This window comes from Blastococcus sp. TF02A-30 (assembly GCF_003319185.1).
Classification (GTDB): domain Bacteria; phylum Actinomycetota; class Actinomycetes; order Mycobacteriales; family Geodermatophilaceae; genus Blastococcus.
In genome coordinates this window covers 20,565-43,362 of record NZ_QOHJ01000009.1, presented here as the reverse complement: position 1 = coordinate 43,362, position 22,798 = coordinate 20,565, and the positions used below count along the sequence as shown (strand labels likewise).

Sequence of the window (22,798 nt, the reverse complement as noted above, 5' to 3'; positions counted from 1 at the left end):
AGCCTGGCGGCCATGATCGAGTCCGCGGCCACCATGGGGGCGACCAGCGAGGTCGGCACCCTGCGCACCGTGCTGCTGCACCGGCCCGGGCCCGAGCTGCGCCGGCTGACGCCGCGCAACAACGACCAGCTGCTCTTCGACGGCGTCCCGTGGGTGGCCCGCGCGCAGGAGGAGCACGACGCCTTCGCGCAGGCGCTCACCGACCGCGGCGTCGAGGTGCTCTACCTGGACCGGCTGCTGGCCGAGATCCTGGCCTTCCCGTCGGCCCGCGCGGAGCTGATCGGCGCCGCCGTCGACGACCCGCGCCTGGGCGCCACGCTGCAGCGGACGGCGACCCGGCACCTGGCCTGGCTGGACCCCGAGGAGCTGGCCGCCACCCTCATCGCGGGCCTGGCCCACGACGAGCTGCGCGGCGGGCGCGGGCTGGCCTACGAGGTGATGGACCGGTCGGACTTCGTCGTCCCGCCGCTGCCCAACCTGCTGTTCACCCGCGACTCCTCCGTGTGGGTCGGCGACGAGGTGGCGGTGACCTCGCTGGCGATGCCCGCCCGGCACCGGGAGAGCACGATCACCGCCGCCGTCTACACGCACCACCCGCGGTTCGCCGGGGTGGAGCAGCTGTACTCCGCCCAGCTGGAGCACCTGGAGGGCGGCGACGTCCTGCTGCTGGCCCCCGGCGTGGTCGCCGTGGGCGTGGGCGAGCGGACGACGCCGGGCGGCGCGGAGCGGCTGGCCCGCCGGGTGTTCGCCCGCGGGTTGGCGCACACGGTGCTCGTGGTCCCGATCGCCCAGCAGCGGGCGACGATGCACCTGGACACCATCGCCACGATGGTCGACGTCGACGCGATGGTCATGTACCCCGCCGTCGCCGACTCGCTCCGGGCCTGGACCGTCACCGCGCCCGACGGCGTGGCCGACGACGCCGACCCCGTGGAGCTGACCGTGAGCGGCCCGCGCCCCTTCCTCGAGGCGGCGGCCGCGGCCATGGGCATCGACCGGCTGCGGGTCATCGACACCGGCCTGGACCCGGTCACCGCCGAGCGCGAGCAGTGGGACGACGGCAACAACACCCTGGCGCTGGCCCCGCGGCTGACCGTGGCCTACGAGCGCAACGCGGTGACCAACGCGGCGCTGGAGGCGGCCGGCATCGAGGTGCTGCGGATCGCCGGCTCCGAGCTGGGCAGCGGCCGAGGCGGCCCCCGGTGCATGTCGTGCCCCGTGGCCCGGGACGCCCTGTGAGCGGGGCGACGGCGCCGCCCGCGGTGGGTCGCATCGCGGGGCTCGGCGGTGGGCTGGTCGGCTGGCTGGTCTTCGTCGAGTTCACCAGCGGCGTGCTGCAGGGGTACTACGTCCCGCTGCTCACCGACGTCGCCCGGCACCTCGGCATCCACGACGCCGACGTCAACTGGCTCGAGGCCGCCCAGCTGATGCTGTCGGCGATCGTCGTCCCGGTGCTGGCCAAGCTCGGCGACCTGCACGGGCACCGCCGGGTGCTGCTGTGGTCGGCCGCCGTGACCGCCGCCGCCACGGTGGCGCTCGGCCTGGTGACGAGCTTCCCGCTGTTCCTCGCCGCGTGGGCGGTCCAGGGCTGCTACGTCGCCTGGTTGCCGCTGCAGGTCGCGCTCATCTGGGACCGCTCCCGCCGCACACCCGGCGCGGCGTCCCAGACCCGGCGGGCCACCGGGATGATCGTCGCCGCGCTGCAGGCCGGCGCGATCGTCGGGGCCATCGGCGGCGGGCAGCTCGGCCAGACCTTCGCCGACTCCTTCCGGATCGCGCTCGTGCTGCCGGCCGTGCTCGTCGTCGGCGTCTGCCTGGTCGTGGCGTTCCGCGTGCCCGAGAGCGAGGGGCGCACCGGCGGGACGGTCGACGCGGCCGGCGCCACGATGCTCAGCCTGGTGCTGCTCGTGATCACCGGCGGCCTCTCCTTCGTCCGGCTCAACGAGGGCGCCGCGTGGCCGTGGGCGGTGACCGCGCTCGGGGTGCTGCTGCTCGTCCCGTTCGTCGCCTACGAGCTGCGCCGCGACGACCCGCTGGTCGACTTCCGCGTGCTGCGCAGCCCCTCGATGTGGCCGGTGCAGCTGACCGCGGGGCTGTTTGGGATCAGCGTGCTCGGCGCGCAGGGACCGCTGTCCACCTACGCCCGCACCGACCCCGACGAGTACGGCTACGGGCTGGGGCTCTCGACCAGCGAGGTCTCGATCGTCATCGGCGCCTACGTGGTCTCGATGCTGGTCGGCGCCGGCCAGTTCGCCCGGATCACCCGGCGCACGTCGCCGCGCACCACGCTGATCGGCGCGGCCACGCTCACCGGCGTCGGCTACCTGCTGCTCGTCCCGTTCCACGACGCCCTGGCCGAGACGCTGGCCTGCATCTCGCTGGCCGGGCTCGGGTCGGGCGCGCTCGTGGCCGCGCTGCCGGCGGCCGCCGCCGCGGCCGCGCCGGTGGGCCGCACGGGCGTGGCCACCGGGCTGACCAACACCACCAAGGTGCTCGGCGGCTCGTTCGCCTCGGCGGTGTTCGCGATCGCGCTGGCGTCGGGCGCGCCCACCCTCGTCGACGGGTCGGAGGGCACGGCCGGCTCGCTGTCGGGCTACGTCACCGTCTGGGTCGTCTGCGGGACGACGGCGCTGCTGGCGGCGGTCGCGCTGCTCGTGGTGCCGAAGCTGGCGTTCGCCGACCCGACCGTCCCCGAGCTCGCCGAGCAGGAGCGGTCGTGAAGCGCGCCCTCGCGGTGGCGGCGTGCGCGGCCGCCGCGGCAGGGGCCCGCAGCGCCGTGCGCCGGGTCGCGGAGTTCCGGCCGGTCGAGCCGGACGTCCCCCCGGTCGACCTCGACGGTCTGGACGCCGACGCCGCGGCCGGCCGGCTGGCCGAGCTGATCCGGATCCCGACGGTCTCCTCGCGGAACCCCGCGGAGGTCGACGCGGCCGCCTTCGCGCGGTTCCGCGCCCGGCTCGCGGAGCTCTACCCCGGCACCCACGAGGCGCTGGAACGGGAGGTGCTGGGCGACGGCGCGCTGCTCTACCGCTGGCGCGGCACGTCGGACGACGACCCGCTGGTGCTGATGGCGCACTACGACGTCGTCCCGGTGGCCGGGCAGGACTGGTCGCGCGACCCGTTCTCGGGCCTGGTCGAGGACGGGGTGGTGCACGGCCGCGGCGCGATCGACGACAAGGGCTCGCTGGTCGCGATCCTCGAGGCGGTCGAGGCGCTGGTGACCGCCGGTTTCACGCCGCGCCGGGACGTGTGGCTCTCGTTCGGGAACGACGAGGAGATCGCCGGCGTGGGGGCGCAGCTGGCCGTGGCGGCGCTGACCGGGCGCGGCATCCGGCCGTGGGCGGTGCTGGACGAGGGCGGCGCCGTGGTGAGCGGCATGTTCCCCGGGGTGCCCGGGCAGGTCGCCGTGGTGGGGCTGGCGGAGAAGGGGCTGCTCGACGTCGAGCTGACCACCACCGACCCGGGCGGGCACGCCTCCTCTCCCACGCGGAACGGCGCGCCCGCGCGGCTGGCCCGGGCGATCCTGGCGATCGAGGCGAACCCCTTCCCGGCCCGGCTCGACGACGTCGTGCTGGGCATGGTCGACGCGGTGGGCCGGCACGCGTCGGGCCCGCTGCACGCGGTGTTCGCGCACGCCGGCCGGCTGCGCCCGCTGCTCGCCGCGGTCCTGTCCCGCGCCAGCCGGGAGGCCAACGCCCTGGTGCGGACCACGGTGGCCGTGACCCGGCTCCAAGGCAGCCCGGCGGCGAACGTGCTGGCGACGACGGCGCGGGCGCACCTGAACATCCGGATCGCCCTCGGCGAGACGGTGGGGTCGACGGTGGCCCGGCTGCGGCGGGTGATCGACGACCCCGCCGTCCGGCTGGACGTGGTCTCGGGCAACGACCCGTCGCCGGTCTCGCGGGCCGACAACGCGGCCTACGCCCTGGTGGCCGCGGCGGCGAAGGCCGCCTACCCGGACGCCGCCGTCGCGCCCTACCTGATGGTGCAGGCCAGCGACGCCCGGCACTTCAGCCAGGTCTGCGACAGCGTCTACCGGTTCATGCCGTTCGACGTGACCCGCGAGGAGCTGGCCGCGCTGCACGCCGCCGACGAGCGGATCTCGGTGGCGGCCCTGCACCGCGGAGCGGGCTTCTTCCGGCACCTCATCCGCAGCCTGTGACGGGGCGCTGACGCTGCGGGGCGATGTCCGCGTGACGTGACGGACCGGTCCGCCCGTCAGCCCGCCAGCGCGAGTGCCACGAGCTCGGCGTTCCCGGCGGCCGGGATGCCGTCCGGGCCGGTGAGCACGTCCTCCAGCCCGATCCGCGACGGCAGCCCGCGCCGCCGGGCCAGCTCGAGCACCGGCCAGGTGGCCGGCCCCTCCCCGTGCAGCAGGACCGGGAGCTCCGGCACCTCGTCCGCCAGCCGGTCGAGGATCTCCTCGGCCCGAACCAAAGCCGGCTGCGGCGGCAGATCGATCAGCTCGACCAGCACGCGGGTCGCCGTCCGCTCCAGCCCGGCGGCCAGCAGCGCGTCCAGGTCCGCGGTCGACCACACGCCCGCCTCGACGCCGACGCCCGCCGCGTGGAGCTCGCCCCACACCCGGGCCCAGCCTCGCTCGCTCGCGTTCACCGACGCCAGGTCCGGCCGCTGCGCCGGCGGCAGCGACGCCCAGCCCGCCACCAGCCGGGCGCGCGCCTCGACGTCCCCGCCGGTGATCCAGAGCCCGGTGCTCACCCCGACCGCGTGGCCGGGGATCGCCGCCCGCACGGCGGAGACGGCGGCGCCGATGTCCGCGGCGGCCAGCGACTCGCACCCCGAGGGGTCCCGCGGGTGCAGGTGCACCCCCGAGGCGCCGGCCGCCACCGCCGCGGCCGCGTCGGCAGCCAGTTCGTCCGGCGTCAGCGGGACGGCGGGGTGCTCGGCGCGGGTGCGCGTCCCGTTGAGGCAGGCCTGCAGCTCCACGGGACGCGCCGCCTCAGCGGATGGTGATCTGCCGGGACAGCAGGCCGGCGCGGGCGCGGCGCTCGTCGGCGTTCAGCGGCTCCGTGCTGGCCAGCGCCTGCTCCAGGCGCCCCTGCCACTCGGTGGCCGGCCCGATCCACTCCTCCGCGGGGGTGTCGGCCGGGAGGTCCCACACCGGGACGACCAGGCCGTGGGCGCGGAAGGCGCCGGCGTAGCGGGTGCCCTCGCCGAGCAGGATCGGGTCGCCGGCGGCGCGCAGCCGGGCGAGCGCGTCGAGCAGCTTCTCCTCCGGCTCCGGTCGCACCCAGCGCAGGTGGGCGCGCTCGTTGCCCGGGCGGACCCAGTAGGCCGCCTCGAGACCGGCCAGCCGGACGGTCGGCAGGATCGCCTCGTTGGCCTGCTGGAGGCCGGCGCGCGCGGCGGCGTTCGGCTCGGTGCCCTCCAGCCAGAAGCCGAAGTCGTCGTGCACCGCCACCTCGAAGGGAGCGGTGAGGTCGAGCAGCTCCTGCAGGCGCGGGCCGGCCGAACCGGCACCGCCGATCGGCCCCGGGTCCACGGGCGCACCCGCCGGCGCCTCCAGCGCGGCGGCCAGGGCGGTGCCGAGGTCGCGGCTGACGTCGTCCGAGGAGCTCTGCAGCTGGACGCCGAGCACGATCTCGCCGTTGGCCCGCACCAGCGCGGGGGCGCCGCCCGGGAGCACGCTGGCCAGGGTGACGTCGCGGCCGTCCGTCGTCCGCAGCTTCGCCGTCGCCGCCGGCACCAGCTCCCGCAGCGCGACCCAGTCCGGCTCCCCCGGCAGGCCCTCGAACGACCGGATGACCGGCGGGGCGTAGCCGGAACCGTGGCAGTGCTTGTACCGGCGGCCGGAGCCGCAGGGGCACGGCGCCTTCGGGTTGATGCCCTCCGGCGCGGCGGCGGGGGCGGACGAGCGCTTGCGGGAAGCCATGGCCGTCAGCCTATTCGGCCCGGTTCTAGGCTCGTCGCCGTGACCCTGGCCGCCCCCGCACCGCTGGACCTCACCGACCCGGCCGTCGTCGCCGACCCGTACCCGGCGTTCGCCGCCGCGCGGCGCGAGGCACCGGTGCAGTGGCACGAGGGCCTGGGGCTGTGGCTGGCGTTCACCCACGCCGAGTCCAACGCGGTCCTGCGCGACCGCCGGCTGGGTCGGATCTGGCGCGACAAGGCCCCCGCCGAGCGGTTCGGGAGCTTCAACCTCATCCACCGCAACGCGATCCTGGAGATGGAGCCGCCGGAGCACACCCGGCTGCGCCGACTGATCAGCTCCGCGTTCGCCCGCGGGCACGTGGAGCGCCTGCGGCCGTGGGTGGAGGACCTGGCCGGCCGGCTGGTCGACGAGCTGATCGAGCGCTCGGGCGGTTCGCAGCCGGTGGACCTGCTCTCCGGCATGGCCGAGCACCTGCCGGTCGCGGTGATCGCCGAGCTGCTGGGCGTCCCGGAGTCCGACCGCCACCTGCTCCGGCCGTGGTCCAACGCGATCGTGAAGATGTACGAGTACGGCCGGACGACGGAGATCGAGGACGGCGCCGAGCGCGCGGCCGCGGAGTTCGTCGCCTACCTGCGCGAGCTGGCCGCGCAGCGGCGCAAGGACCTCGGCGACGACCTGGTCAGCCACCTGGTGAGCGTCCGCGACGCCGACGGCGACAAGCTCACCGAGGACGAGCTGGTCACCACCTGCATCCTGCTGCTCAACGCCGGCCACGAGGCGACGGTGAACGTGAGCGGCAACGGGACGCTGGCGCTGCTGCGCAACCCCGACCAGCTGGCCCGGTTGCGCGCGGACCGCTCGCTGCTGCCCGGGGCGATCGAGGAGCTCATCCGCTACGACTCGCCCCTGCAGCTGTTCGAGCGCACGGCGACCACGGACGTCGAGATCGGCGGCATCACCGTGCGGGAGGGCGAGAAGATCGCCGCCCTGCTCGGGGCGGCCAACCGCGACCCGGCGGTGTTCGCCGACCCCGACACCCTCGACGTCGGGCGGACGGAGAACGCGCACATCACGTTCGGCGCCGGGATCCACTTCTGCATCGGGGCGCCGCTGGCCCGGGTGGAGCTGCAGGCGTCGTTCGGCGCGCTGCTGGACCGGACGACGACGTTCGAGCTGGGCGGCGAGCCGCAGCGCCGTCCGGAGTTCGTGATCCGCGGCCTGGCCGATCTCCCCGTCGTCCTGGGCAGGTAGCCCCGGCTAGATCGTGAGCGCGGTCACTGGCACTATCCGGCCATGCGCGGCCTGATGCAGGACAGCCCCCTGACCATCGACACGATCTTCCGGCACGTCGAGCAGCACTTCGGCGACGCGACCATCGCGACGAACTCCCCGAAGGGCGTCACCCGCACGACCTACGCCGACTGGGCGCAGCGCACCCGCCGGCTGGGCGGCGTGCTCGACACCCTCGGCATCAGCGCCGACGGCCGGGTGGGCACCTTCGGGTGGAACAGCCAGCGGCACCTCGAGCTGTACTTCGCCGCGCCGTGCACCGGCCGGGTGCTGCACACGCTCAACATCCGGCTGTTCCCCGAGCAGCTGACCTACATCGCCAACCACGCCGAGGACGAGGTCGTCTTCGTCGACCGCTCGGTGTTCCCGCTGTTCTGGCCGCTGGTGGACACGATGACGACGGTCAGGCACGTCGTCGTCATGGAGGACGGCGGCGACGCCGAGATCCCGGACGACCCGCGGATCTCCGACTACGAGACGCTGCTGGCGCAGGCCGAGCCGGTCGACTTCGACGTCCGCGACGAGGGCCTGGCCGCCTCGATGTGCTACACGAGCGGCACCACGGGCAACCCCAAGGGCGTCGTCTACTCGCACCGCTCGACGGTGCTGCACACGATGGCGGTGCTCTCGCCGAACGCGTTCGGGCTGAGCGTCCGCGACGTCGCCATGCCGGTCGTGCCGATGTTCCACGCCAACGCCTGGGGCATCGCGCAGGCCGCCCCGGCCGCGGGCTCGGCGCTGGTCTTCCCCGGCCCGATGATGCAGCCGGAGGCGCTGGCGAACCTGATCGTCGACGAGGGCGTCACCTTCACCGCCGGCGTCCCCACCATCTGGCAGGGCGTGCTGCCCCACCTGGCCGGCCGCGAGCACAAGCTGCGCGACATCGGCTGCGGCGGCTCCGCGGTCCCCAAGGCGCTCAGCGAGGCCTACCGCGAGCAGGTCGGGCTGCCCATCCTGCAGGCCTGGGGCATGACCGAGACCTCGCCGGTGGCGTCGTCCGGGGTGCTCCCCCGCCGGTTCGAGGACGCCGACGACACGACCAAGGCCGAGCGCCGGGCGCGGGCCGGCATCCCGCTGTTCGGCGTCGAGGCGCGGATCGTCGACGCCGACTCCCTCGAGGCGCAGCCGTGGGACGACACCGCCACCGGCGAGCTGCAGGTGCGCGGGCCGTGGTGCGCGAAGGAGTACTACAACCCGGACGCCGGGGTGGAGCTCTCCACCGCCGACGGCTGGATGAAGACCGGCGACGTCGCCGCGATGGACGTCGACGGCTCCATCCGCATCGCCGACCGCACCAAGGACCTGATCAAGTCCGGCGGCGAGTGGATCTCCTCGGTCGACCTGGAGAACGCGATCATGAGCCACCCCAAGGTCGCCGAGGCCGCCGTGGTCGGGGTGCCGCACCCGAAGTGGGACGAGCGGCCGCTGGCCTGCGTCGTCCTCAAGCCCGGCGAGGAGGCGACGGAGGACGAGATCCTCGAGCACCTCAAGCCGCTGGTGGCCAAGTGGTGGCTGCCGGACGCCGTCGAGTTCATCGACGAGGTGCCCAAGACCAGCGTCGGCAAGTTCTCGAAGAAGACCCTGCGCGAGAAGTTCGCCGAGTACTCCCTGCCGAGCTAGTCACAGCTTTCGGTACAGGAAGCTGCGGTTCGACCTCAGCTTTCTGTACCGAGAGCCGGGCCTCAGCGGACGAAGGGGGGCTGGCCGGTCTCGCTCACCATGGGCCGGCCGGCGGCCTCCCACTCGCCCATGCCACCGCCGACGTTCACCGCGTCGAAGCCGTTGGCGTTGAGCCACGCCGCCACCCGCGCCGAGCGGCCACCACCGCGGCAGGTGATGTAGAGCGGGTCACCCTCGGGCAGCTCGTCGAGCTTGGCCGGGACGTCGCCCATCGGGATGTGCGTGGCGCCCTCGATGTGCCCGTGCACCCACTCGTCGTCCTCGCGGACGTCGAGGACGACGGCGTCCTCGGGCAGCTCGGAGGCGGGCACGGTCGGGACCTGCTGCGGCATCACGCCCTCCATCGTTCCACGGTCGGTCCACCGGGCCCGCCCTGCCAGGATGGGCACCGATGACCACCGCCCCGCCGCCCGTGCGCGAGCCCGCCTGGTCGCTGCCCCGCTCCGCCATCGGGCTGTGGGTGGTCGAGAGCGTCATCGACGTGCTGTTCGTCGGCCTCGGCGTGGGTGCCTTGCTGATCTTCGCCCCGGACGACGGCGGGCCGTTCCCCGTGCTGCGCTGGGTGGTCCCGCTCGTCGCGGTCCTCTACGCCGCCGTCGCGATCGGCGTCCGCCCCTGGTTCAAGCACCGGGTGTACCGCTGGGAGGTCACCGGGGACGCCGTCTACACCCGCACCGGCTGGGCCACCCAGACCTGGACGCTGGTGCCGATCAGCCGGATCCAGACCGTCGACGTCACCCGCGGCCTGCTCCAGCAGGTGTTCGGCCTCGCGACGGTCGCCGTCCTCACCGCCTCCAGCCAGGGCACGGTGCGCATCTGGCACCTCGAGCACGGGATGGCCCAGCGGGTCGCCGACGACCTCGCCACCCGCGCCGAGCGGGTCCGCGACGCCGCCACGTGACCGTGCCGCAGCGCACCTCGCCGCGGATCGTCCTGGTGCACACCATCACCTTCAAGCAGGCCCGCGCGCTGGCGCCCGCGCTCGTCCCGCTCGCGGCCGCCACCGGCATCGGCGGTGGCCGCTGGACGCTGGTGACCGCCGTCGTCGGCGTCACGCTCGTCTCGCTCGGGACCGCCGTGCTGTCGTGGTGGCGCTTCAGCTACGTGGACGCGCCGGGCGCCGTCGTCGTCACCCGCGGTCTGGTCACCCGTTCCGAGCGGACCGTCCCGAAGGACCGCATCCGCGGCGTGGAGGTCGAGGCCCCGCCGCTGCACCGGGTGTTCGGCCTGGTCCGGCTCCGGGTGGACGCCGCCGCCGGCGCGGTGGCCGGCAAGGACGAGGAGCTGCTGATCGACGGGCTGCCGCGCGCCGAGGGCGAGCGGCTGCGCGGGGCGGTGCTGACCTCCCGGGTGCGGGCCCCGGCGCCGGACGACGCCGCGCCCGCCGAGCCCGCCGAGCCCGCCGAGCCCGCCGAGCCCGCCGAGCCCGCCGAGGAGGAGTTCGCCCGCTTCGACTCCCGCTGGCTGCTCTACGCGCCGCTGGTCGGCGGCTACCTCGCCGTCCCCCTGGCCGGTGTGGGCGCCCTGTTCCGCCTGGCCCAGGAGCTGCCGCGCGACGTCGTCCCCGACCTCGTGGGCGTGCGGACCGACGACGCCCGGGTGATCGCCGCCGCGCTGCTGGTCGCGCTGCTGCTGCTCGTGGCCGGCGCGGTCGTCGGCGCCGCGGTGGTCAACTGGCGGTTCCGGCTGGTGCGCCGCGGAGGCTCGCTGATCGCCGTCCGCGGGCTCCTCACCCGGCTGCACACCGAGCTGGAGGTGGACCGCATCCGCGGCGTCGCCCTGGCCGAGGGCGCCGGCATGCGCCTGGTGCGGGCCGCCCGGGTCACCGCCCTGGTCACCGGCCTCGGCGACGCCCAGCGCCGTGGCCAGCTGCTGCCGCTCGGCCCGCGCGCCGAGGCCTGGTCGCTCACCCGGCGCCTCGTCCCCGATCCCGGCCCGCTCGTCCCGCACCCGCCCGCGGCCCGCCGTCGGCGGCTCGTCCGCGCGGTGTCGGCAGGAGCCGGGGTCACCGTCGTCGGCGCCGTCGTCACGGCGGCGTTCGGCTGGTGGCCGGTGCTCGTGGTCGGCGTCGTCCTCACCGCACTGGGCGTCCCGCTCGGGCTGGGGCGGTACGCCGCGCTCGGGCACGCCACCGGGCCGCGGTCGTTCGCCGTCCGCAGCGGGTGGCTGGTGCGGGAGCAGGCGGTGCTCGAGCGCCGCGCCGTCGTCGGCTGGCAGGTGCGGCAGTCGGTGTTCCAGCGGCGGGCCGGCGTCGCCACCGTCACCGCCTGCGTCGGCGCCGGCCGCGGCGGCTACGCGGCGGTGGACATGGCCGCCGGCGACGTCGCCGGGTTCGCCGAGGCCGCCTCGGAACCGTGGGCCGCGACGTTCAGAGCAGCGAGCTGACCAGCGCCGCCGCCGCGGCCGGGTGCTCGGCGGCGAGCAGCCCGGCCGGCGCCAGCACGTAGGCGCGGTCGACGACCACCGGCGTCCCGGCGAGCACGCTCCCGGCACCGCCGCTGTCGGCGGCCACCCGGGCCACCACCGCGTCGACATCCGCGGCCGCGGCGTGCCGGAACACCCCGCCCGACAGCACCACCAGCCCGGCCGACCGCGCGCTCGCCCCGCCCGGCCCGTACGCCGCCTCGGCGCGCAGGTGGCGGCGCAGCGCCACGGTCGCGGCGGCCTCGCCCAGCGCCAGCGCCCCCTCCCCCGGTTCGGGCAGCCCCTCGGCGGCGGCCGCCGCCCGCAGCGCGTCGGCGCTCCACGTCACGCCGAGGTCGCCCTCCACCGTGCGGCGCCGCGCGGGCACACCCACGGCCTCCCGGCCCAGCGACGCCTGCTCGGCGTCCGGGTCCGGCACGCAGTAGACGTCGGTGGTCGCGCCGCCGACGTCCAGGACGACGACGCCGGGCGCCTCCGCGTCGGCCCGGGCCCGCGCCAGCGCGGTGACGCCCTCCAGGACGGCGTCCGGCGTCACCGCGCGCACCCACTGCCGCAGCCGGGGGTCGGTGGAGAGCCGGTCACCGCCGATCACGTGCTCGAGGAACACGCCCCGGATCGCCGCCCGCGCGGGCTCGGGTGCCAGCCGGCCGATGTCGGGCAGCACGTTGTCCGTCGCGGTGACCGGCAGCCCGCCGTTCCTGAGCAGGGCGGTGACCTCGTCACGGACGGCGGCGTTGCCGGCCAGCACCACCGGGACGGACCGTTCCGCAGCAGCCAGCACGGCGGCGTTGTGCCGCAGCACCGAGGCCTCACCGCCGTCGGTCCCGCCGACCAGCAGGACGACGTCCGGCCGCGCGTCCGCCAGCGCGCGCAGGGCGGCGTCGTCCAGCCGGCCCGCCGCGATGTGCACGACCCGGGCCCCGGCCGACAGCGCGGCCCGGTGCCCGGCCTCGGCGCTGATCAGCTGCTCGTAGCCGACGACCGCCAGCCGCAGCCCGCCCCCGGCGCTGGAGCAGGCGAGCACGGGCACGTCGGGGAAGGACGCGGTCGCGCTCAGCACGCCGTCGACGACGTCGTCCGCGGTGGGCGCCTGCGCCGTCGCCAGCAGCAGGCCGTCGGGCAGCCGCACGAGCGCCGCCTTGGTGAACGTCGACCCGATGTCGACGCAGACGACGGCGTCGCTCACCCCCGCACGAGCCCAGCGGTCGCCGCCCCCGCGGTCAGCTCGTCGAGCCCGAAGGCCTGCACCGGACCCAGCGCACCGGTGCCTCGCACACCGCCCGCGGCGGCCCGCCCCGCACCGAACGCGAGCAGCGAGGCGGTCAGCCCGTACGCCTCCGGTCCGTCCAGCTGCACCCGGCTGACCAGTTCGCCGGCGCGGTCGCGCACCTCGGCGACGGTGTGCGTGCGGGCCCGGGCCACGGTCGCCTCCGACGGCGCTTCCCCGACCCGCTTGCCCACGAGGTCGGCCACCCGCTGGGCGCCGCCCGCGGCACCCGGGACGCGGGCGGCCAGGCCCATGAGCGGCGAGAGCAGGTGCGCCGGGCCGGTGAGCGGCCCGAACCAGTCGAGGTGCACCCCCACCTCGCGCAACGTGGGCGCCAGGCCCGGCAGGGTCAGGTGCTCGGAGCCGCCGACCGACAGCCCGCGGCGGGTCCGGCCGTCGACCTGGAACTCCCACACCCGGCGCCCCGCGCCTTCGGTGGTCAGCCGGCCACCGGTGAACGCGAACCCCGGCTCGAGCAGCACGCCCATCAGGGAGACGAGCGTGCCGCGGGAGAAGGCCTGCCCGGAGACCCCGGACATGCTGTAGCCGACGTCCACCCGGTGCGCCTGCTCGCCCGCCTCGGCCAGCGCCATGGCGGCGGCCAGGTTGCCCGGCACGTAGTCGAGGCCGAACGCGGGGATCAGCGCGGCCCCGGTCTCCGCAGCGCGGCGCCCGTCCTCCTCGAACACCCGGCGCACGAACGGCGGTTCGCCGGTGGAGTCCAGGTAGACGGCCCCGGCGTCGACGGCGGCGTCCACCGCGGCCCGGCCCAGCTGGAGGAACGGCCCCACGGTGGTCACCAGGACGTCGCCGCGGGAGAGCAGGCCGCGCACCGAGGCGGGGTCGGTCACGTCGGCCTGGGCGGTCTCGACGCCTCCGAGCCGCTGGGCCAGCGCGGTGAGCTTGGCGGGGTTCCGGCCGGCGAGCACGGGGCTCGCCCCGGCGGCGACGAGGGCCTCGGCGGTGCGCGCGCCGGTGTACCCGGTGGCGCCGAACAGGACGATGCGGGCGGTCACCCCGGCGACCCTAGCCGCGGACGGGCAGGTGAACCTTTCCGGAACCGGGGAGTGACGATCTTGGGCGCGGGTAGCTGGGCCCGCGATGTCCGCCTGCGCCGCTCACCCCGCGACGCCGCCGGCCTGCGCGCCGGAGTCCTTGCCGAGGCCCACCCGGCCGGCCAGCGTCGCGGCCTCGACCCGGGTGGACACGTCCAGCCGGCGCAGCAGGTGCGCGACCAGCCGCTTCGTCGTCCGCTCGGAGACGTGCAGCGTGGTGGCGATCTCCACGGTGCTGACCCCCTCGGCGATCAGCCGCCACAGCCGCCGCTCGTCGGCGGTGAGCCGGTCGGCGACGCCCTGCTCGCCGGTCGGCGTGGCCTCCTCGAGCAGTTGCCGCAGCAGCGCCTCGGGGACCACCGACCAGCCGTCGAGCACCGACAGCAGCGGCTGCACCAGGTGCTCGGGGTCCGCCGTCTTCGGCAGGAAGCCGGCCGCACCCGCCCGCAGCGCCTCGATGGCCGCGTCGGCCTCGGCCAGCCCGGAGAGCGCCACCACCCGCACCATCGGATCGGCCCGCCGGATCGCGGCGATCGCCCTGCTCCCGCCCGGAGGCGGCATGTGCAGGTCGACGATCGCCACGTCGGCGTGGTGCCGCCGCACGAGGGCGGCCGCCGCCGAGGCGTCGTCCGTCGTCCCCACCACGCGCACCCTGCCGCCGCTCAGCCCCGGCAGCAGCAGGCTCAGACCCCGCGTGAACAGCGGGTGGTCGTCCACGACCACCACGTCCACCGGCTTCCCGCGTTCAGCAGCGAGCGCTCCGTCGATCCCCGACACGTCTCCCCTGTCGGCCGTCGTCCACCGGCGTTGCTGACCGGTCTCCCTGAGGGGGTGCCCGTGACCCTGGCTGCTGACCCATCGGTGTTCCGACCGCGCCGCGGACTGCTCGACGATCTCGTACGAGTGCTCCGCGCGCACCTGCCCGCTTCCCGCCGGACGACGCCCGAGCCGGCGCCCACGGCGGAGGACGCCGTCCTGCGGGCGCTGTGCCACGACATGCGCAGCCCGCTGGCCTCCCTCGAGGCGGTGCTGGGGACGATCCAGCAGGCGCCCGAGCAGGGCCGGGAGCTGCTGGAGCTGGCGCGGGCGCAGACCGCGCACCTCTCCTCGATGCTGCGCACCGCCGACGCGAGCGCCGGCGCCCCTCCGCGGCCGGGCGCGCGGCTGCTGCGCGACGTCCTGCAGGCCTCGGTCGCCTCCTCCGGTCTGCCGCGGCAGCAGCTGACAGTGTCGGTGGAGGACGGCGCCGGCGAGGCCACCGTCGGCGACGCCCGGGTCGGCCGGATCCTGGTCAACCTGCTGGAGAACGCGCACCGGCACGGTGACGGTCGAGCGGTGGTGCTGCGCGTGCGACGGCGGCCGGGGTGGGTGGACCTGTCGCTCACGCAGGCCGGGGTGCCGGCCGGCCGGGTGGTGGACCACCTCTCGCGGTCGCAGCCGCCGGTGGACCTCACCGGCCTGGGGCTGTGGTCGGTCCGTCGGCAGACCGGCGAGCTGGGCGGGCGGATCGCCTGGTCCGAGGACGGCGGCGCGTTCACGCTCACCGTGCAGCTCCCGGACAAGTAGGCCCCCGGGGGCCAGCGGACGGCACCGGCGGGCCACCCGGGGCGGGCAGATCCCTGGTGCCACCGCAACGGCGGTGGGCGCGACGACGCCATAGGGAGAGCCCGTGTTCACGCACACCCACGCCCTGCAGTACGAGGCCAAGCCCGACGGTCCCGACCCGGACTTCGCCCGCAAGATGCAGGAGGTCCTCGGCGGTCAGTGGGGCGAGATGACCGTCGCCACCCAGTACCTGCTGCAGGGCTGGAACTGCCGGCTGCCCGGCAAGTACAAGGACCTGCTCCTGGCCATCGGCACCGAGGAGCTGGCTCACGTCGAGATGATCGTGACGATGATCGACCGGCTGCTCGACCACATCCCGCTCAAGCCGGACGCCGCCGACCGCACCAAGGAGGCGGCCGCGGGCTACGGCCAGCACAACCCGCAGCACCCGATCGTCAACGGGGCCGGCGCCTCCTACATGGACAGCATGGGCAACCCCTGGACCGGCGCGTACGTCACCGCCAGCGGCAACCTCTACGCCGACTTCATGTACAACGCCACCGCCGAGATGCAGGGCCGGCTGCAGGTGGCCCGGCTCTACAACATGACCGACGACCCGGGCGTCAAGGACATGCTCCGGTTCCTCATCACCCGCGACCACTACCACCAGCAGCAGTGGCTGCACGCGCTCGAGCAGCTCAAGGAGGACGGCCTGGAGGGCGTCCCGGTGCCCGAGGCGTTCCCGCTCGAGGAGGAGGTCGGCGACCTGGGCTACACGTTCATCGACGCCTCCGACGGCCCCGAGGCCGCGTCCGGTCGCTGGGCGTCCGGCCCGTCCTACGACGGCCGCGGCACCTACTCGGCCCGCCCGATCGAGGCCACCGCCGACGCGCCGATCCTGCCCCCGGGTGACCCGCGCCTGTTCCCGACGCCGCAGATGGAGGGTCAGTCGATGCTCCAGAAGGCCAAGGACATGCTCAAGTAGGCCTCCGGCCCGCTCCCCGTTCCACCGCGCCGTCGCCGTGCCGGCGGTCGGTCCGTGACCCGGATCGACCGCCGGCCGGCGGGACGCACTCCCCCGGAGGTCCAGCCGTGCACCTGCACCTGCCCCACCTGCCCGTCCCGGCGGTGCTGCTCTCGGTCGTCTACGCCGCGGCGATAGCGGTGGCCCTGACCGACCCCGGGCAGCACGCGCTCGCCGGCCTGCTCGTCCTGGCCGGGCTCACCGCCCGCTGGGCGGTGCGCGCCCGTCGCTCCGGCGCCGCGGCCGCACCCGTGGCGGTCGCCGTCGCGGAGAGCGCCGGGACCGTCGACGCCGTCCTCGGCCAGGAGCCGGCCACCGCTCCGGCCCCCGCGGCTGCCGCCTGACCCCGCCCCGCCGTCCTCAGCCGCGCGGTGGGGTTCCCGGGCGCGCGGTCGACCGCGCGCCTCGCTGCCACACCGCGAGGGCGACGACACCCCGCGAGGACCGCGGTACGGCCGCGGGTACCGCGGTGCACCGCGGTACCGACCACAGCACCGCGGTCGCCGAGCCGGGAAACGCGCGAGGCGCGCGCCCCCATCGGGGACGCGCGCCACGCGACGTGCTGCTTCTCAGTGCTGGACGGCCTTCTCCGCCCCGATGCCGGTGAAGGCGCGGACCTCCATCTCGGCGTTCTTGAGGATGTCCGGCTTCTCCTTGGACAGCTTCGTGCCGAGCCAGCCCAGGAAGAACGCGAGCGGGATCGAGACGAGGCCGGGGTTGTTGAGCGGGAACCAGGAGAAGTCGACGTCCTGGATGAGCGAGGTGCTCTTCCCGGTCGTCGGGTTGACCGGAGCACCCGAGACCACCGGCGAGAAGATGATCAGGCCGATGCAGCTGATCAGGCCGCCGTAGATCGACCACAGCGCGCCCTGGGTGGTGAAGTTCTTCCAGAACAGCGTGTAGATGATCGTCGGCAGGTTCGCCGAGGCGGCGACGGCGAAGGCCAGCGCCACGAGGAAGGCGATGTTCAGGCCGGCCTGCAGCGCCAGGATGCCCAGCCCGATCGAGATCGCACCGATGACGACGGCGGTGATCCGGGCGACCCGCACCTCGCCGTTGGGCGACACCTGCCCCTTCTTGATCACCGACGCGTAGACGTCGTGCGCGAAGGAGGCCGACGCGGTGATCGTCAGGCCCGCCACCACCGCGAGGATCGTGGCGAACGCGACGCCGGCGATGATGCCCAGCAGCACGGTGCCGCCGAGCTCGAAGGCCAGCAGCGGGGCCGCGGCGTTGACCGCACCCGGGGCGGCGAGGATCTCCGCCGGGCCGACCAGCGCACCGGCGCCGTAGCCGATGACCAGGCTGAACAGGTAGAAGATGCCGATCAGCCAGATGGCCCACACCACCGAGCGGCGGGCGTCCTTGGCCGTGGGCACCGTGTAGAAGCGCATGAGCACGTGCGGCAGGCCCGCCGTCCCGAGCACCAGGGCCAGACCCAGCGAGACGAAGTCCAGCTTGGTGGTGTCGGTCAGGCCGTACTGCGCGCCGGGGGCGGCGACGTCGCGGCCCTCGACGGCCAGGTCCTGGGCGCCACCGATCAGCGACGACAGGTTGAAGCCGTACTTGCCGAGCACCCACACCGTCATCACGAACGCGCCGAGGATGAGCAGCGTGGCCTTGATGATCTGCACGTAGGTGGTGCCGCGCATGCCGCCGACCAGCACATAGAAAATCATCAGCGCGCCGACGATGGTGACGACGATGGCCTGGGCCGCGTCACCGGTCACGCCCAGCAGCAGGGTGACCAGACCACCGGCGCCGGACATCTGCGCCAGCAGGTAGAACAGCGACACCGCCAGGGTGGAGATGGCGGCGGCCATGCGGACCGGGCGCTGCTGCATCCGGAAGGCGAGGACGTCGGCCATGGTGAAGCGGGCGGTGTTGCGCATGAGCTCGGCGACCAGGAGCAGCGCGACCAGCCACGCCACCAGGAAGCCGATCGAGTACAGGAAGCCGTCGTAGCCGTAGACGGCGATGGCGCCGGCGATGCCCAGGAACGAGGCGGCCGACAGGTAGTCGCCGGCGATCGCCAGGCCGTTCTGCTGCCCGCTGATGTTGCGGCCGGCGGCGTAGTAGTCGGCCGCGCTCTTGTTGTTGCGGCTGGCGCGGAAGGTGATGAACAGCGTCACCAGCACGAAGGCGCCGAAGATGGAGATGTTGACGGCGGGCTCGCCGATCGTGCTGTCGGCCGCGATCAGGTCACGCACGGGTGGCCCCCTCGGTGGTCGTGGTGCCGGCCTCGGGGCGGGCGAACTCGTGCGCCTCCAGCCGGTGGCGCATCTCGTCGGCGATGGGGTCGGTGTTCTTGTTCGCGTGCGCCACGTAGAGGTGGGTGATCGCGAAGGTCGACACGAACTGCAGCAGCCCGAACAGCAGGCCGATGTTGACGTTCCCGAACACGTCGGTGGACATGAAGTCGGGGGCGTAGGTCGACAGCAGGACGAAGAGCAGGTACCAGACGAGGAACGCCACCGTCATCGGGAAGGCGAACCGCCGGAACCGGCGCTTCAGCTCGACGAACTCGGGGGAGTTCTGCGCCTGCAGGTACTCCTCGGGCGTCAGCAGACGCCGTTCGGTGGGCTCGGCCAATGCGACCTCCTGGTCGGGGACAGCGTTGTCACATGCGGGATTGTGAGCCCTGTCACGGTAGGAGGCAGCGTCCTCGTGCGGCGGACGTCGGGCGGACGCTGCGCCGAGCGGCGATCGGGATTCGGTGTACGGCAGGTCCGGCGCGACGAGCGGTCGGGCCGGCCGGCTCACCGCGGCGGGTTGCCGCGGTCGAGCTGCACCGCCTCGGGCGTGTGCAGCCGGACCATGGTCCGGGCGGCGTGCCGCGGCACCCGGCGCGGCGTGGCCAGCGAGACCCCGACCATGGTGAGGAAGGCCAGCGGGACCGTCCACGCCGCGGGCTGGGCGAGCAGCGCTCCCGGCCAGCCGCCCGGTCCCACGCCGAGCAGGGTGGCCAGCACCGCCCCGCCCGCGCACCCCCCGCCGACGACCATCCCGGCGATGGCGCCGGCGTCGGTGAGTCGGCGCCACCAGATGCCCAGCACCAGCAGCGGGCAGAACGTGGAGGCGGCGAAGGCGAAGGCGAGCCCCACCGCCTGGGCGACGCCCACGCCCTCGGTCAGCAGCGCGAGCCCGAGCGGCACCAGGACGGCGACGACGGCGCCGGCCTGGAAGGCGCGGACCCCGCCGAAGCGCCGGCCCATCACGTCCTGGCTGATCACCCCCGCCACGGCGACGGTCAGCCCGGAGGACGTGGAGAGGAACGCCGCGAACGCGCCCGCCGTGGTCAGCGCCGACAGCAGGTCGCCCAGCGTGCCGTCGACCATGCGCGCCGGCAGCTCGAGCACCACCGACTCGGCCCGTCCGGCGGCGACGAGATCCGGGGCGTAGAGCCGGCCGAGGCCGCCGTACACCGGCGGCAGCAGGTAGAAGAGGCCGAGCAGGGCCAGCACGAGCAGCGTCGTGCGCCGGGCCGCGGCCCCGTCGGGGTTGGTGTAGAAGCGCACCACCACGTGCGGGAGGCCCATCGTGCCGAGGAACGTGGCCACGATGATCGCGTAGGTCGTGTAGAGCTCGTGGTCGGTGCCGGCGAGCGGCGAGGTCCACGAGTCCCCCGCCGCGTTCCCGGACCCGACGGCGACCGAGGCCGGGGACACCGCGCCGTCGCGGAGCCAGATCGCGGCCATGAACAGCAGCGGGAACAGCAGCGCCGTCAGCTTCAGCCAGTACTGGAAGGCCTGCACGAAGGTGATGCTGCGCATTCCGCCGAAGAGCACGTTGACGACCACCACGGTCGCGACCAGCACCCCGCCCAGCCAGGTGCCGGTGCCGGTCGGGGCGGCCAGCGCGAGGCCGGCGCCCTGGAACTGCGGCATGAGGTACAGCCAGCCGATCGCCACGACCAGCAGGGCCGAGAGCCGGCGCACCCCGCGCGACTCCAGCCGGCTCTCGGCGAAGTCCGGCAGCGTGTAGGCGCCCGAGCGGCGCAGCGGCGCGGCCACGAAGACCAGCAGCACGAGGTAGCCCGCCGTCCAGCCGACCGGGTACCAGAGCATCTCCGTGCCGAAGGCGAGCACCAGGCCGGCGACGCCGAGGAAGGACGCCGCCGAGAGGTACTCGCCGCCGATCGCCGACGCGTTGAGCCCCGGCCGCACCGTGCGGGAGGCGACGAAGAAGTCGCTGGTGGTGCGGGAGAACCGCCAGCCGTACGCGCCGACCGCCAGGGTCGCGACGACGACCGCCGTGACGCCGAGGAGGCTGTAGCCGGTGGCCGTCACCGGTGGCCCGGGGTCACGAGCGGTCCAGCACGTCGGTGAAGTCGCGCTCGTTGCGCTCGGCCGCGCGGACGTACAGCCACCCGATCCCGAACAGGAACGGGTAGACGGCGAACGCCAGCAGGAACCAGGGGAGCGGCACGGCCAGCACCTCGACGTCGGTGAGGTCGGGGAACAGCCAGAACAGCAGCGGGATCCCGCCGACGAGCACCGCCAGCGTCGCCAGCGCGAGCAGCGCCAGCCGCAGCTGGGAGCGCAGCAGCGAGGACATGTACACCTCGCCCAGCAGCGTCTGCGCGTCGATCTCGCGGGCGGCCGGCACCCGCTGGGCCCGCGCGGCGCTGGTGCGGGGGCTGGTGACGCGCTCCCGGCGGGGCGTGCTCTCCGACACCGGTCAGCTCCTGCCGGGCGTGCCCGGCCGCGCGCGCCGGACGAGGAGGTCGCGCAGCTCCCGGGTGTGCCGGCGGCTCACGCCCAGGTGGGTACCGCCGACGACCACCGTGCACCGGCCGGCGTCCATCCGGACCTCCTCCACGTGCTGGAGCGCCACCAGCAGCGACCGGTGGATGCGCACGAAGCCGGCGTCCTTCCAGGCCTCCTCCAGGGTGGTCAGCGGCACCCGCACCAGGTGGCTGCCCGACGGGGTGTGCAGCCGGGCGTAGTCGCCCTGGGCCTCGACGTAGCCGACGCTGGAGCGCGGCACGAACCGGGTCACCCCGCCCAGCTCGACGGCGATCCCGTCGCCCACCGACGCCGGGCTCCCCGCCCGTGCGCCCACGACCCGGCGGACCGCCTCGGCCAGCCGCTCGTCGCGGACCGGCTTGAGCACGTAGTCGACCGCCCCCAGGTCGAAGGCGTCGACGGCGGAGTCGTCGTGGGCGGTCACGAACACCACCGGGGGCGGTGCCTTGAAGCGGGAGAGCACCCGCGCCAGGTCCACGCCGCTGAGCCCCGGCATCCGGATGTCGAGGAAGACCGCGTCGACGCCCCGCTCCTGGAGCAGCCGCAGCGCCTCGGTGGCCGAGTCGCAGGTGAGCACCGTCTCGATCCGCTCGTCCCGCTCGAGCAGCCAGCGCAGCTCCTCGAGCGCCGGGCGCTCGTCGTCGACGACCAGGATCGTCAGCCGGTCGGTCATGGGCGCACCCCCGGGGCGAACTTCGGGACCCGCACGACGACCTTCGTACCCGCTCCGGGCGCCGTCTCGACCACCAGGCCGTAGTCGTCGCCGAACGCGGTCCGCAGCCGCGCGTCGACGTTGCCGAGCCCGACGGAGTCCACGGAGACGTCGCCGGCCAGCGCCCGCCGCACCTTCGCCGGGTCCTCGCCGACGCCGTCGTCCTCGACCGAGATCAGGCACTCACCGCCCTGGTCGGCGGCGATGATCGTCACCGTGCCGGTGCCCGGCTTGCTCTCCAGCCCGTGCCGCACCGCGTTCTCCACGAGCGGCTGCAGGCAGAGGAACGGGACGGCGACGGGCAGCACCTCCTGCGCCACCCGGAGCGTCACCTGCAGCCGGTCGCCGAACCGCGCCTTCTCCAGCACCAGGTACCGCTCGATGGAGCGCAGCTCCTCGGCCAGCGTCGTGTACTCGCCGTGCCGGCTGAAGGAGTACCGGGTGAAGTCGGCGAACTCGAGCAGCAGCTCGCGGGCCCGCGCCGGGTCGGTGCGCACGAACGAGGCGATGGCGGTCAGCGAGTTGTAGATGAAGTGCGGGCTGATCTGCGCCCGCAGCGCCCGGACCTCGGCCTCCATGAGCCGGGTGCGCGACGCGTCCAGCTCGGCCAGCTCCAGGTTGCCCGACACCCAGCGCGCGACCTCGGCGACGGCCCGCACCAGCCCGGCCGACGCCGACGAGGTGAACGCCTGCAGGGTGCCGACGACGCGGTCCTCCACCACCAGGGGGCTGACCACGACCTGGCGCAGCCCACAGCCGGCGTCCGAGCAGGCGAAGTCCTCGCGCGGGCGGACCACCGTGTTCCCGGACTCCAGGACGGCGGCCGCCAGCGCCGCCGCGTCCTGCTCGTGGTGGGCGAACCGGCCGTCCCAGGCCAGGGTCGCCACGGTGTCGGTGAGCGCGACGGCCGGCAGCCCGAGCAGGTCCCGCAGGTGTCGGATCGCGCGCTCCGCGGAGTCGCTGGTCAACCCCTGGCGCAGCTCCGGGGCGGTGAGCGAGGCGGAGTGGAGGGTCCGGAACGTGGCGTGCTCCGCCTCGGTCCCCAGGTGGCCGGGGCGCAGCCAGCGCAGTGGATTCCGCATGGCGGTCGGGGCGGTGCCCCAGCCTCCTCCCCGCGGTCCGCGCCCGGCGTCGCCGGGCAGTGGGCCAGCGCACGGTAGATC

Annotated in this window: 22 protein-coding genes; 10 read left to right on the top strand and 12 right to left on the bottom strand. The window is 74.9% G+C overall.

The genetic code is table 11. From position 1 onward, the window contains the following. The first annotated feature begins 12 nt into the window (after positions 1-12). Genes DQ241_RS18640 through DQ241_RS18630 form a run of 3 tightly spaced genes read left to right on the top strand, consistent with a single transcriptional unit; the run spans position 13 to position 4,159 of the window. Positions 13-1,239: an arginine deiminase gene (locus tag DQ241_RS18640; protein ID WP_113831714.1), complete on the top strand. Its 1,227-nt coding sequence runs from the start codon at positions 13-15 to the stop codon at positions 1,237-1,239. Beyond that, on the top strand, positions 1,236-2,720 hold the full coding sequence (locus tag DQ241_RS18635; protein WP_113831713.1) for an MFS transporter: 1,485 nt from the start codon (positions 1,236-1,238) through the stop codon (positions 2,718-2,720). The genes DQ241_RS18640 and DQ241_RS18635 overlap by 4 nt, the downstream gene beginning before the upstream one ends. Then, on the top strand, positions 2,717-4,159 hold the full coding sequence (locus tag DQ241_RS18630; protein WP_199584735.1) for a M20/M25/M40 family metallo-hydrolase: 1,443 nt from the start codon (positions 2,717-2,719) through the stop codon (positions 4,157-4,159). Before DQ241_RS18635 ends, DQ241_RS18630 begins: the two co-directional genes overlap by 4 nt. Before the next feature lie 56 nt (positions 4,160-4,215). Here the strand turns inward: DQ241_RS18630 and DQ241_RS18625 are convergent, their stop codons facing one another. Both DQ241_RS18625 and DQ241_RS18620 read right to left on the bottom strand, forming a co-directional pair. Next, positions 4,216-4,944 (bottom strand): 3-keto-5-aminohexanoate cleavage protein, encoded by a 729-nt coding sequence (locus DQ241_RS18625; protein WP_113831712.1) that lies wholly within the window; start codon positions 4,942-4,944, stop codon positions 4,216-4,218. A gap of 13 nt (positions 4,945-4,957) precedes the next feature. Continuing rightward, a complete protein-coding gene (locus tag DQ241_RS18620; RefSeq protein ID WP_113831711.1) occupies positions 4,958-5,890 on the bottom strand; it encodes a DUF5926 family protein in 933 nt (310 codons plus the stop codon). Positions 5,891-5,929: 39 nt separating this feature from the next. Between DQ241_RS18620 and DQ241_RS18615 the strand changes: the two genes are divergently transcribed. Together DQ241_RS18615 and DQ241_RS18610 are read left to right on the top strand one after the other, a co-directional pair. Further along, positions 5,930-7,141 (top strand): cytochrome P450, encoded by a 1,212-nt coding sequence (locus DQ241_RS18615; protein WP_113831710.1) that lies wholly within the window; start codon positions 5,930-5,932, stop codon positions 7,139-7,141. Between the two features lie 42 nt (positions 7,142-7,183). Next, positions 7,184-8,800: a long-chain fatty acid--CoA ligase gene (locus tag DQ241_RS18610; RefSeq protein ID WP_113831709.1), complete on the top strand. Its 1,617-nt coding sequence runs from the start codon at positions 7,184-7,186 to the stop codon at positions 8,798-8,800. 62 nt (positions 8,801-8,862) lie between these two features. Here DQ241_RS18610 and DQ241_RS18605 read toward each other — a convergent pair whose 3' ends face one another. Continuing rightward, positions 8,863-9,192, bottom strand: coding sequence for a rhodanese-like domain-containing protein (locus DQ241_RS18605; RefSeq protein WP_233492554.1), 330 nt, complete (start codon positions 9,190-9,192; stop codon positions 8,863-8,865). Between the two features lie 59 nt (positions 9,193-9,251). Here DQ241_RS18605 and DQ241_RS18600 point away from each other — a divergent pair, with 59 nt between their 5' ends. Both DQ241_RS18600 and DQ241_RS18595 read left to right on the top strand, forming a co-directional pair. Then, on the top strand, positions 9,252-9,761 hold the full coding sequence (locus DQ241_RS18600) for a PH domain-containing protein (protein WP_113831707.1): 510 nt from the start codon (positions 9,252-9,254) through the stop codon (positions 9,759-9,761). Beyond that, entirely contained in the window at positions 9,758-11,245 is a 1,488-nt protein-coding gene (locus DQ241_RS18595) for a PH domain-containing protein (protein WP_113831706.1), read from the top strand. The genes DQ241_RS18600 and DQ241_RS18595 overlap by 4 nt, the downstream gene beginning before the upstream one ends. On the opposite strand, the gene DQ241_RS18590 is transcribed toward DQ241_RS18595, so the two are convergent. The 3 genes from DQ241_RS18590 to DQ241_RS18580 form a co-directional block, all read right to left on the bottom strand. Then, complete coding sequence (locus DQ241_RS18590; protein WP_113831705.1) at positions 11,229-12,470, bottom strand: glutamate mutase L; 1,242 nt, start codon at positions 12,468-12,470, stop codon at positions 11,229-11,231. The two genes, DQ241_RS18595 and DQ241_RS18590, sit on opposite strands and share 17 nt — an antisense overlap. Then, the gene (locus DQ241_RS18585) at positions 12,467-13,567 is read right to left on the bottom strand and encodes a saccharopine dehydrogenase NADP-binding domain-containing protein (protein ID WP_113831704.1); all 1,101 of its coding nucleotides are present in this window, start codon (positions 13,565-13,567) and stop codon (positions 12,467-12,469) included. The genes DQ241_RS18590 and DQ241_RS18585 overlap by 4 nt, the downstream gene beginning before the upstream one ends. Positions 13,568-13,669: 102 nt before the next feature. Beyond that, positions 13,670-14,383 carry a response regulator transcription factor gene (locus DQ241_RS18580; protein WP_233492553.1) on the bottom strand — a complete coding sequence of 238 codons (714 nt, stop codon included), beginning with the start codon at positions 14,381-14,383 and terminating at the stop codon, positions 13,670-13,672. Positions 14,384-14,509: 126 nt separating this feature from the next. Between DQ241_RS18580 and DQ241_RS18575 the strand changes: the two genes are divergently transcribed. From DQ241_RS18575 to DQ241_RS18565, 3 genes are all read left to right on the top strand, one after another. Beyond that, the gene (locus DQ241_RS18575) at positions 14,510-15,172 is read left to right on the top strand and encodes a sensor histidine kinase KdpD (protein ID WP_113831702.1); all 663 of its coding nucleotides are present in this window, start codon (positions 14,510-14,512) and stop codon (positions 15,170-15,172) included. 103 nt (positions 15,173-15,275) lie between these two features. Continuing rightward, complete coding sequence (locus DQ241_RS18570; protein WP_113831701.1) at positions 15,276-16,136, top strand: manganese catalase family protein; 861 nt, start codon at positions 15,276-15,278, stop codon at positions 16,134-16,136. Between the two features lie 107 nt (positions 16,137-16,243). Continuing rightward, positions 16,244-16,519: a hypothetical protein gene (locus DQ241_RS18565; RefSeq protein ID WP_233492552.1), complete on the top strand. Its 276-nt coding sequence runs from the start codon at positions 16,244-16,246 to the stop codon at positions 16,517-16,519. Positions 16,520-16,744: 225 nt separating this feature from the next. On the opposite strand, the gene DQ241_RS18560 is transcribed toward DQ241_RS18565, so the two are convergent. From DQ241_RS18560 to DQ241_RS18535, 6 genes are all read right to left on the bottom strand, one after another. Next, on the bottom strand, positions 16,745-18,385 hold the full coding sequence (locus DQ241_RS18560) for a cation acetate symporter (RefSeq protein WP_113831700.1): 1,641 nt from the start codon (positions 18,383-18,385) through the stop codon (positions 16,745-16,747). Continuing rightward, entirely contained in the window at positions 18,378-18,767 is a 390-nt protein-coding gene (locus tag DQ241_RS18555; RefSeq protein WP_113831699.1) for a DUF485 domain-containing protein, read from the bottom strand. Before DQ241_RS18555 ends, DQ241_RS18560 begins: the two co-directional genes overlap by 8 nt. 167 nt (positions 18,768-18,934) lie before the next feature. Beyond that, complete coding sequence (locus DQ241_RS18550; protein ID WP_113831698.1) at positions 18,935-20,464, bottom strand: cation acetate symporter; 1,530 nt, start codon at positions 20,462-20,464, stop codon at positions 18,935-18,937. Between the two features lie 13 nt (positions 20,465-20,477). Further along, positions 20,478-20,852, bottom strand: a complete 375-nt coding sequence (locus DQ241_RS18545; RefSeq protein ID WP_113831697.1) for a hypothetical protein — start codon at positions 20,850-20,852, stop codon at positions 20,478-20,480. Between the two features lie 3 nt (positions 20,853-20,855). After that, positions 20,856-21,596, bottom strand: a complete 741-nt coding sequence (locus DQ241_RS18540; protein WP_113831696.1) for a LytTR family DNA-binding domain-containing protein — start codon at positions 21,594-21,596, stop codon at positions 20,856-20,858. Continuing rightward, positions 21,593-22,717, bottom strand: a complete 1,125-nt coding sequence (locus DQ241_RS18535; protein ID WP_113831695.1) for a sensor histidine kinase — start codon at positions 22,715-22,717, stop codon at positions 21,593-21,595. The genes DQ241_RS18540 and DQ241_RS18535 overlap by 4 nt, the downstream gene beginning before the upstream one ends. Between the last annotated feature and the right edge of the window lie 81 nt (positions 22,718-22,798).

What these genes read in the sequence shown, in the direction of transcription:
- DQ241_RS18640 (WP_113831714.1), top strand. Translation starts at nt 13, where the DNA reads ATGATCGAGTCCGCGGCCACCATGGGGGCGACCAGCGAGGTCGGCACC.
- DQ241_RS18620 (WP_113831711.1), bottom strand. Translation starts at nt 5,890, where the DNA reads ATGGCTTCCCGCAAGCGCTCGTCCGCCCCCGCCGCCGCGCCGGAGGGC.
- DQ241_RS18610 (WP_113831709.1), top strand. Translation starts at nt 7,184, where the DNA reads ATGCGCGGCCTGATGCAGGACAGCCCCCTGACCATCGACACGATCTTC.
- DQ241_RS18605 (WP_233492554.1), bottom strand. Translation starts at nt 9,192, where the DNA reads ATGCCGCAGCAGGTCCCGACCGTGCCCGCCTCCGAGCTGCCCGAGGAC.
- DQ241_RS18600 (WP_113831707.1), top strand. Translation starts at nt 9,252, where the DNA reads ATGACCACCGCCCCGCCGCCCGTGCGCGAGCCCGCCTGGTCGCTGCCC.
- DQ241_RS18540 (WP_113831696.1), bottom strand. Translation starts at nt 21,596, where the DNA reads ATGACCGACCGGCTGACGATCCTGGTCGTCGACGACGAGCGCCCGGCG.
- DQ241_RS18535 (WP_113831695.1), bottom strand. Translation starts at nt 22,717, where the DNA reads ATGCGGAATCCACTGCGCTGGCTGCGCCCCGGCCACCTGGGGACCGAG.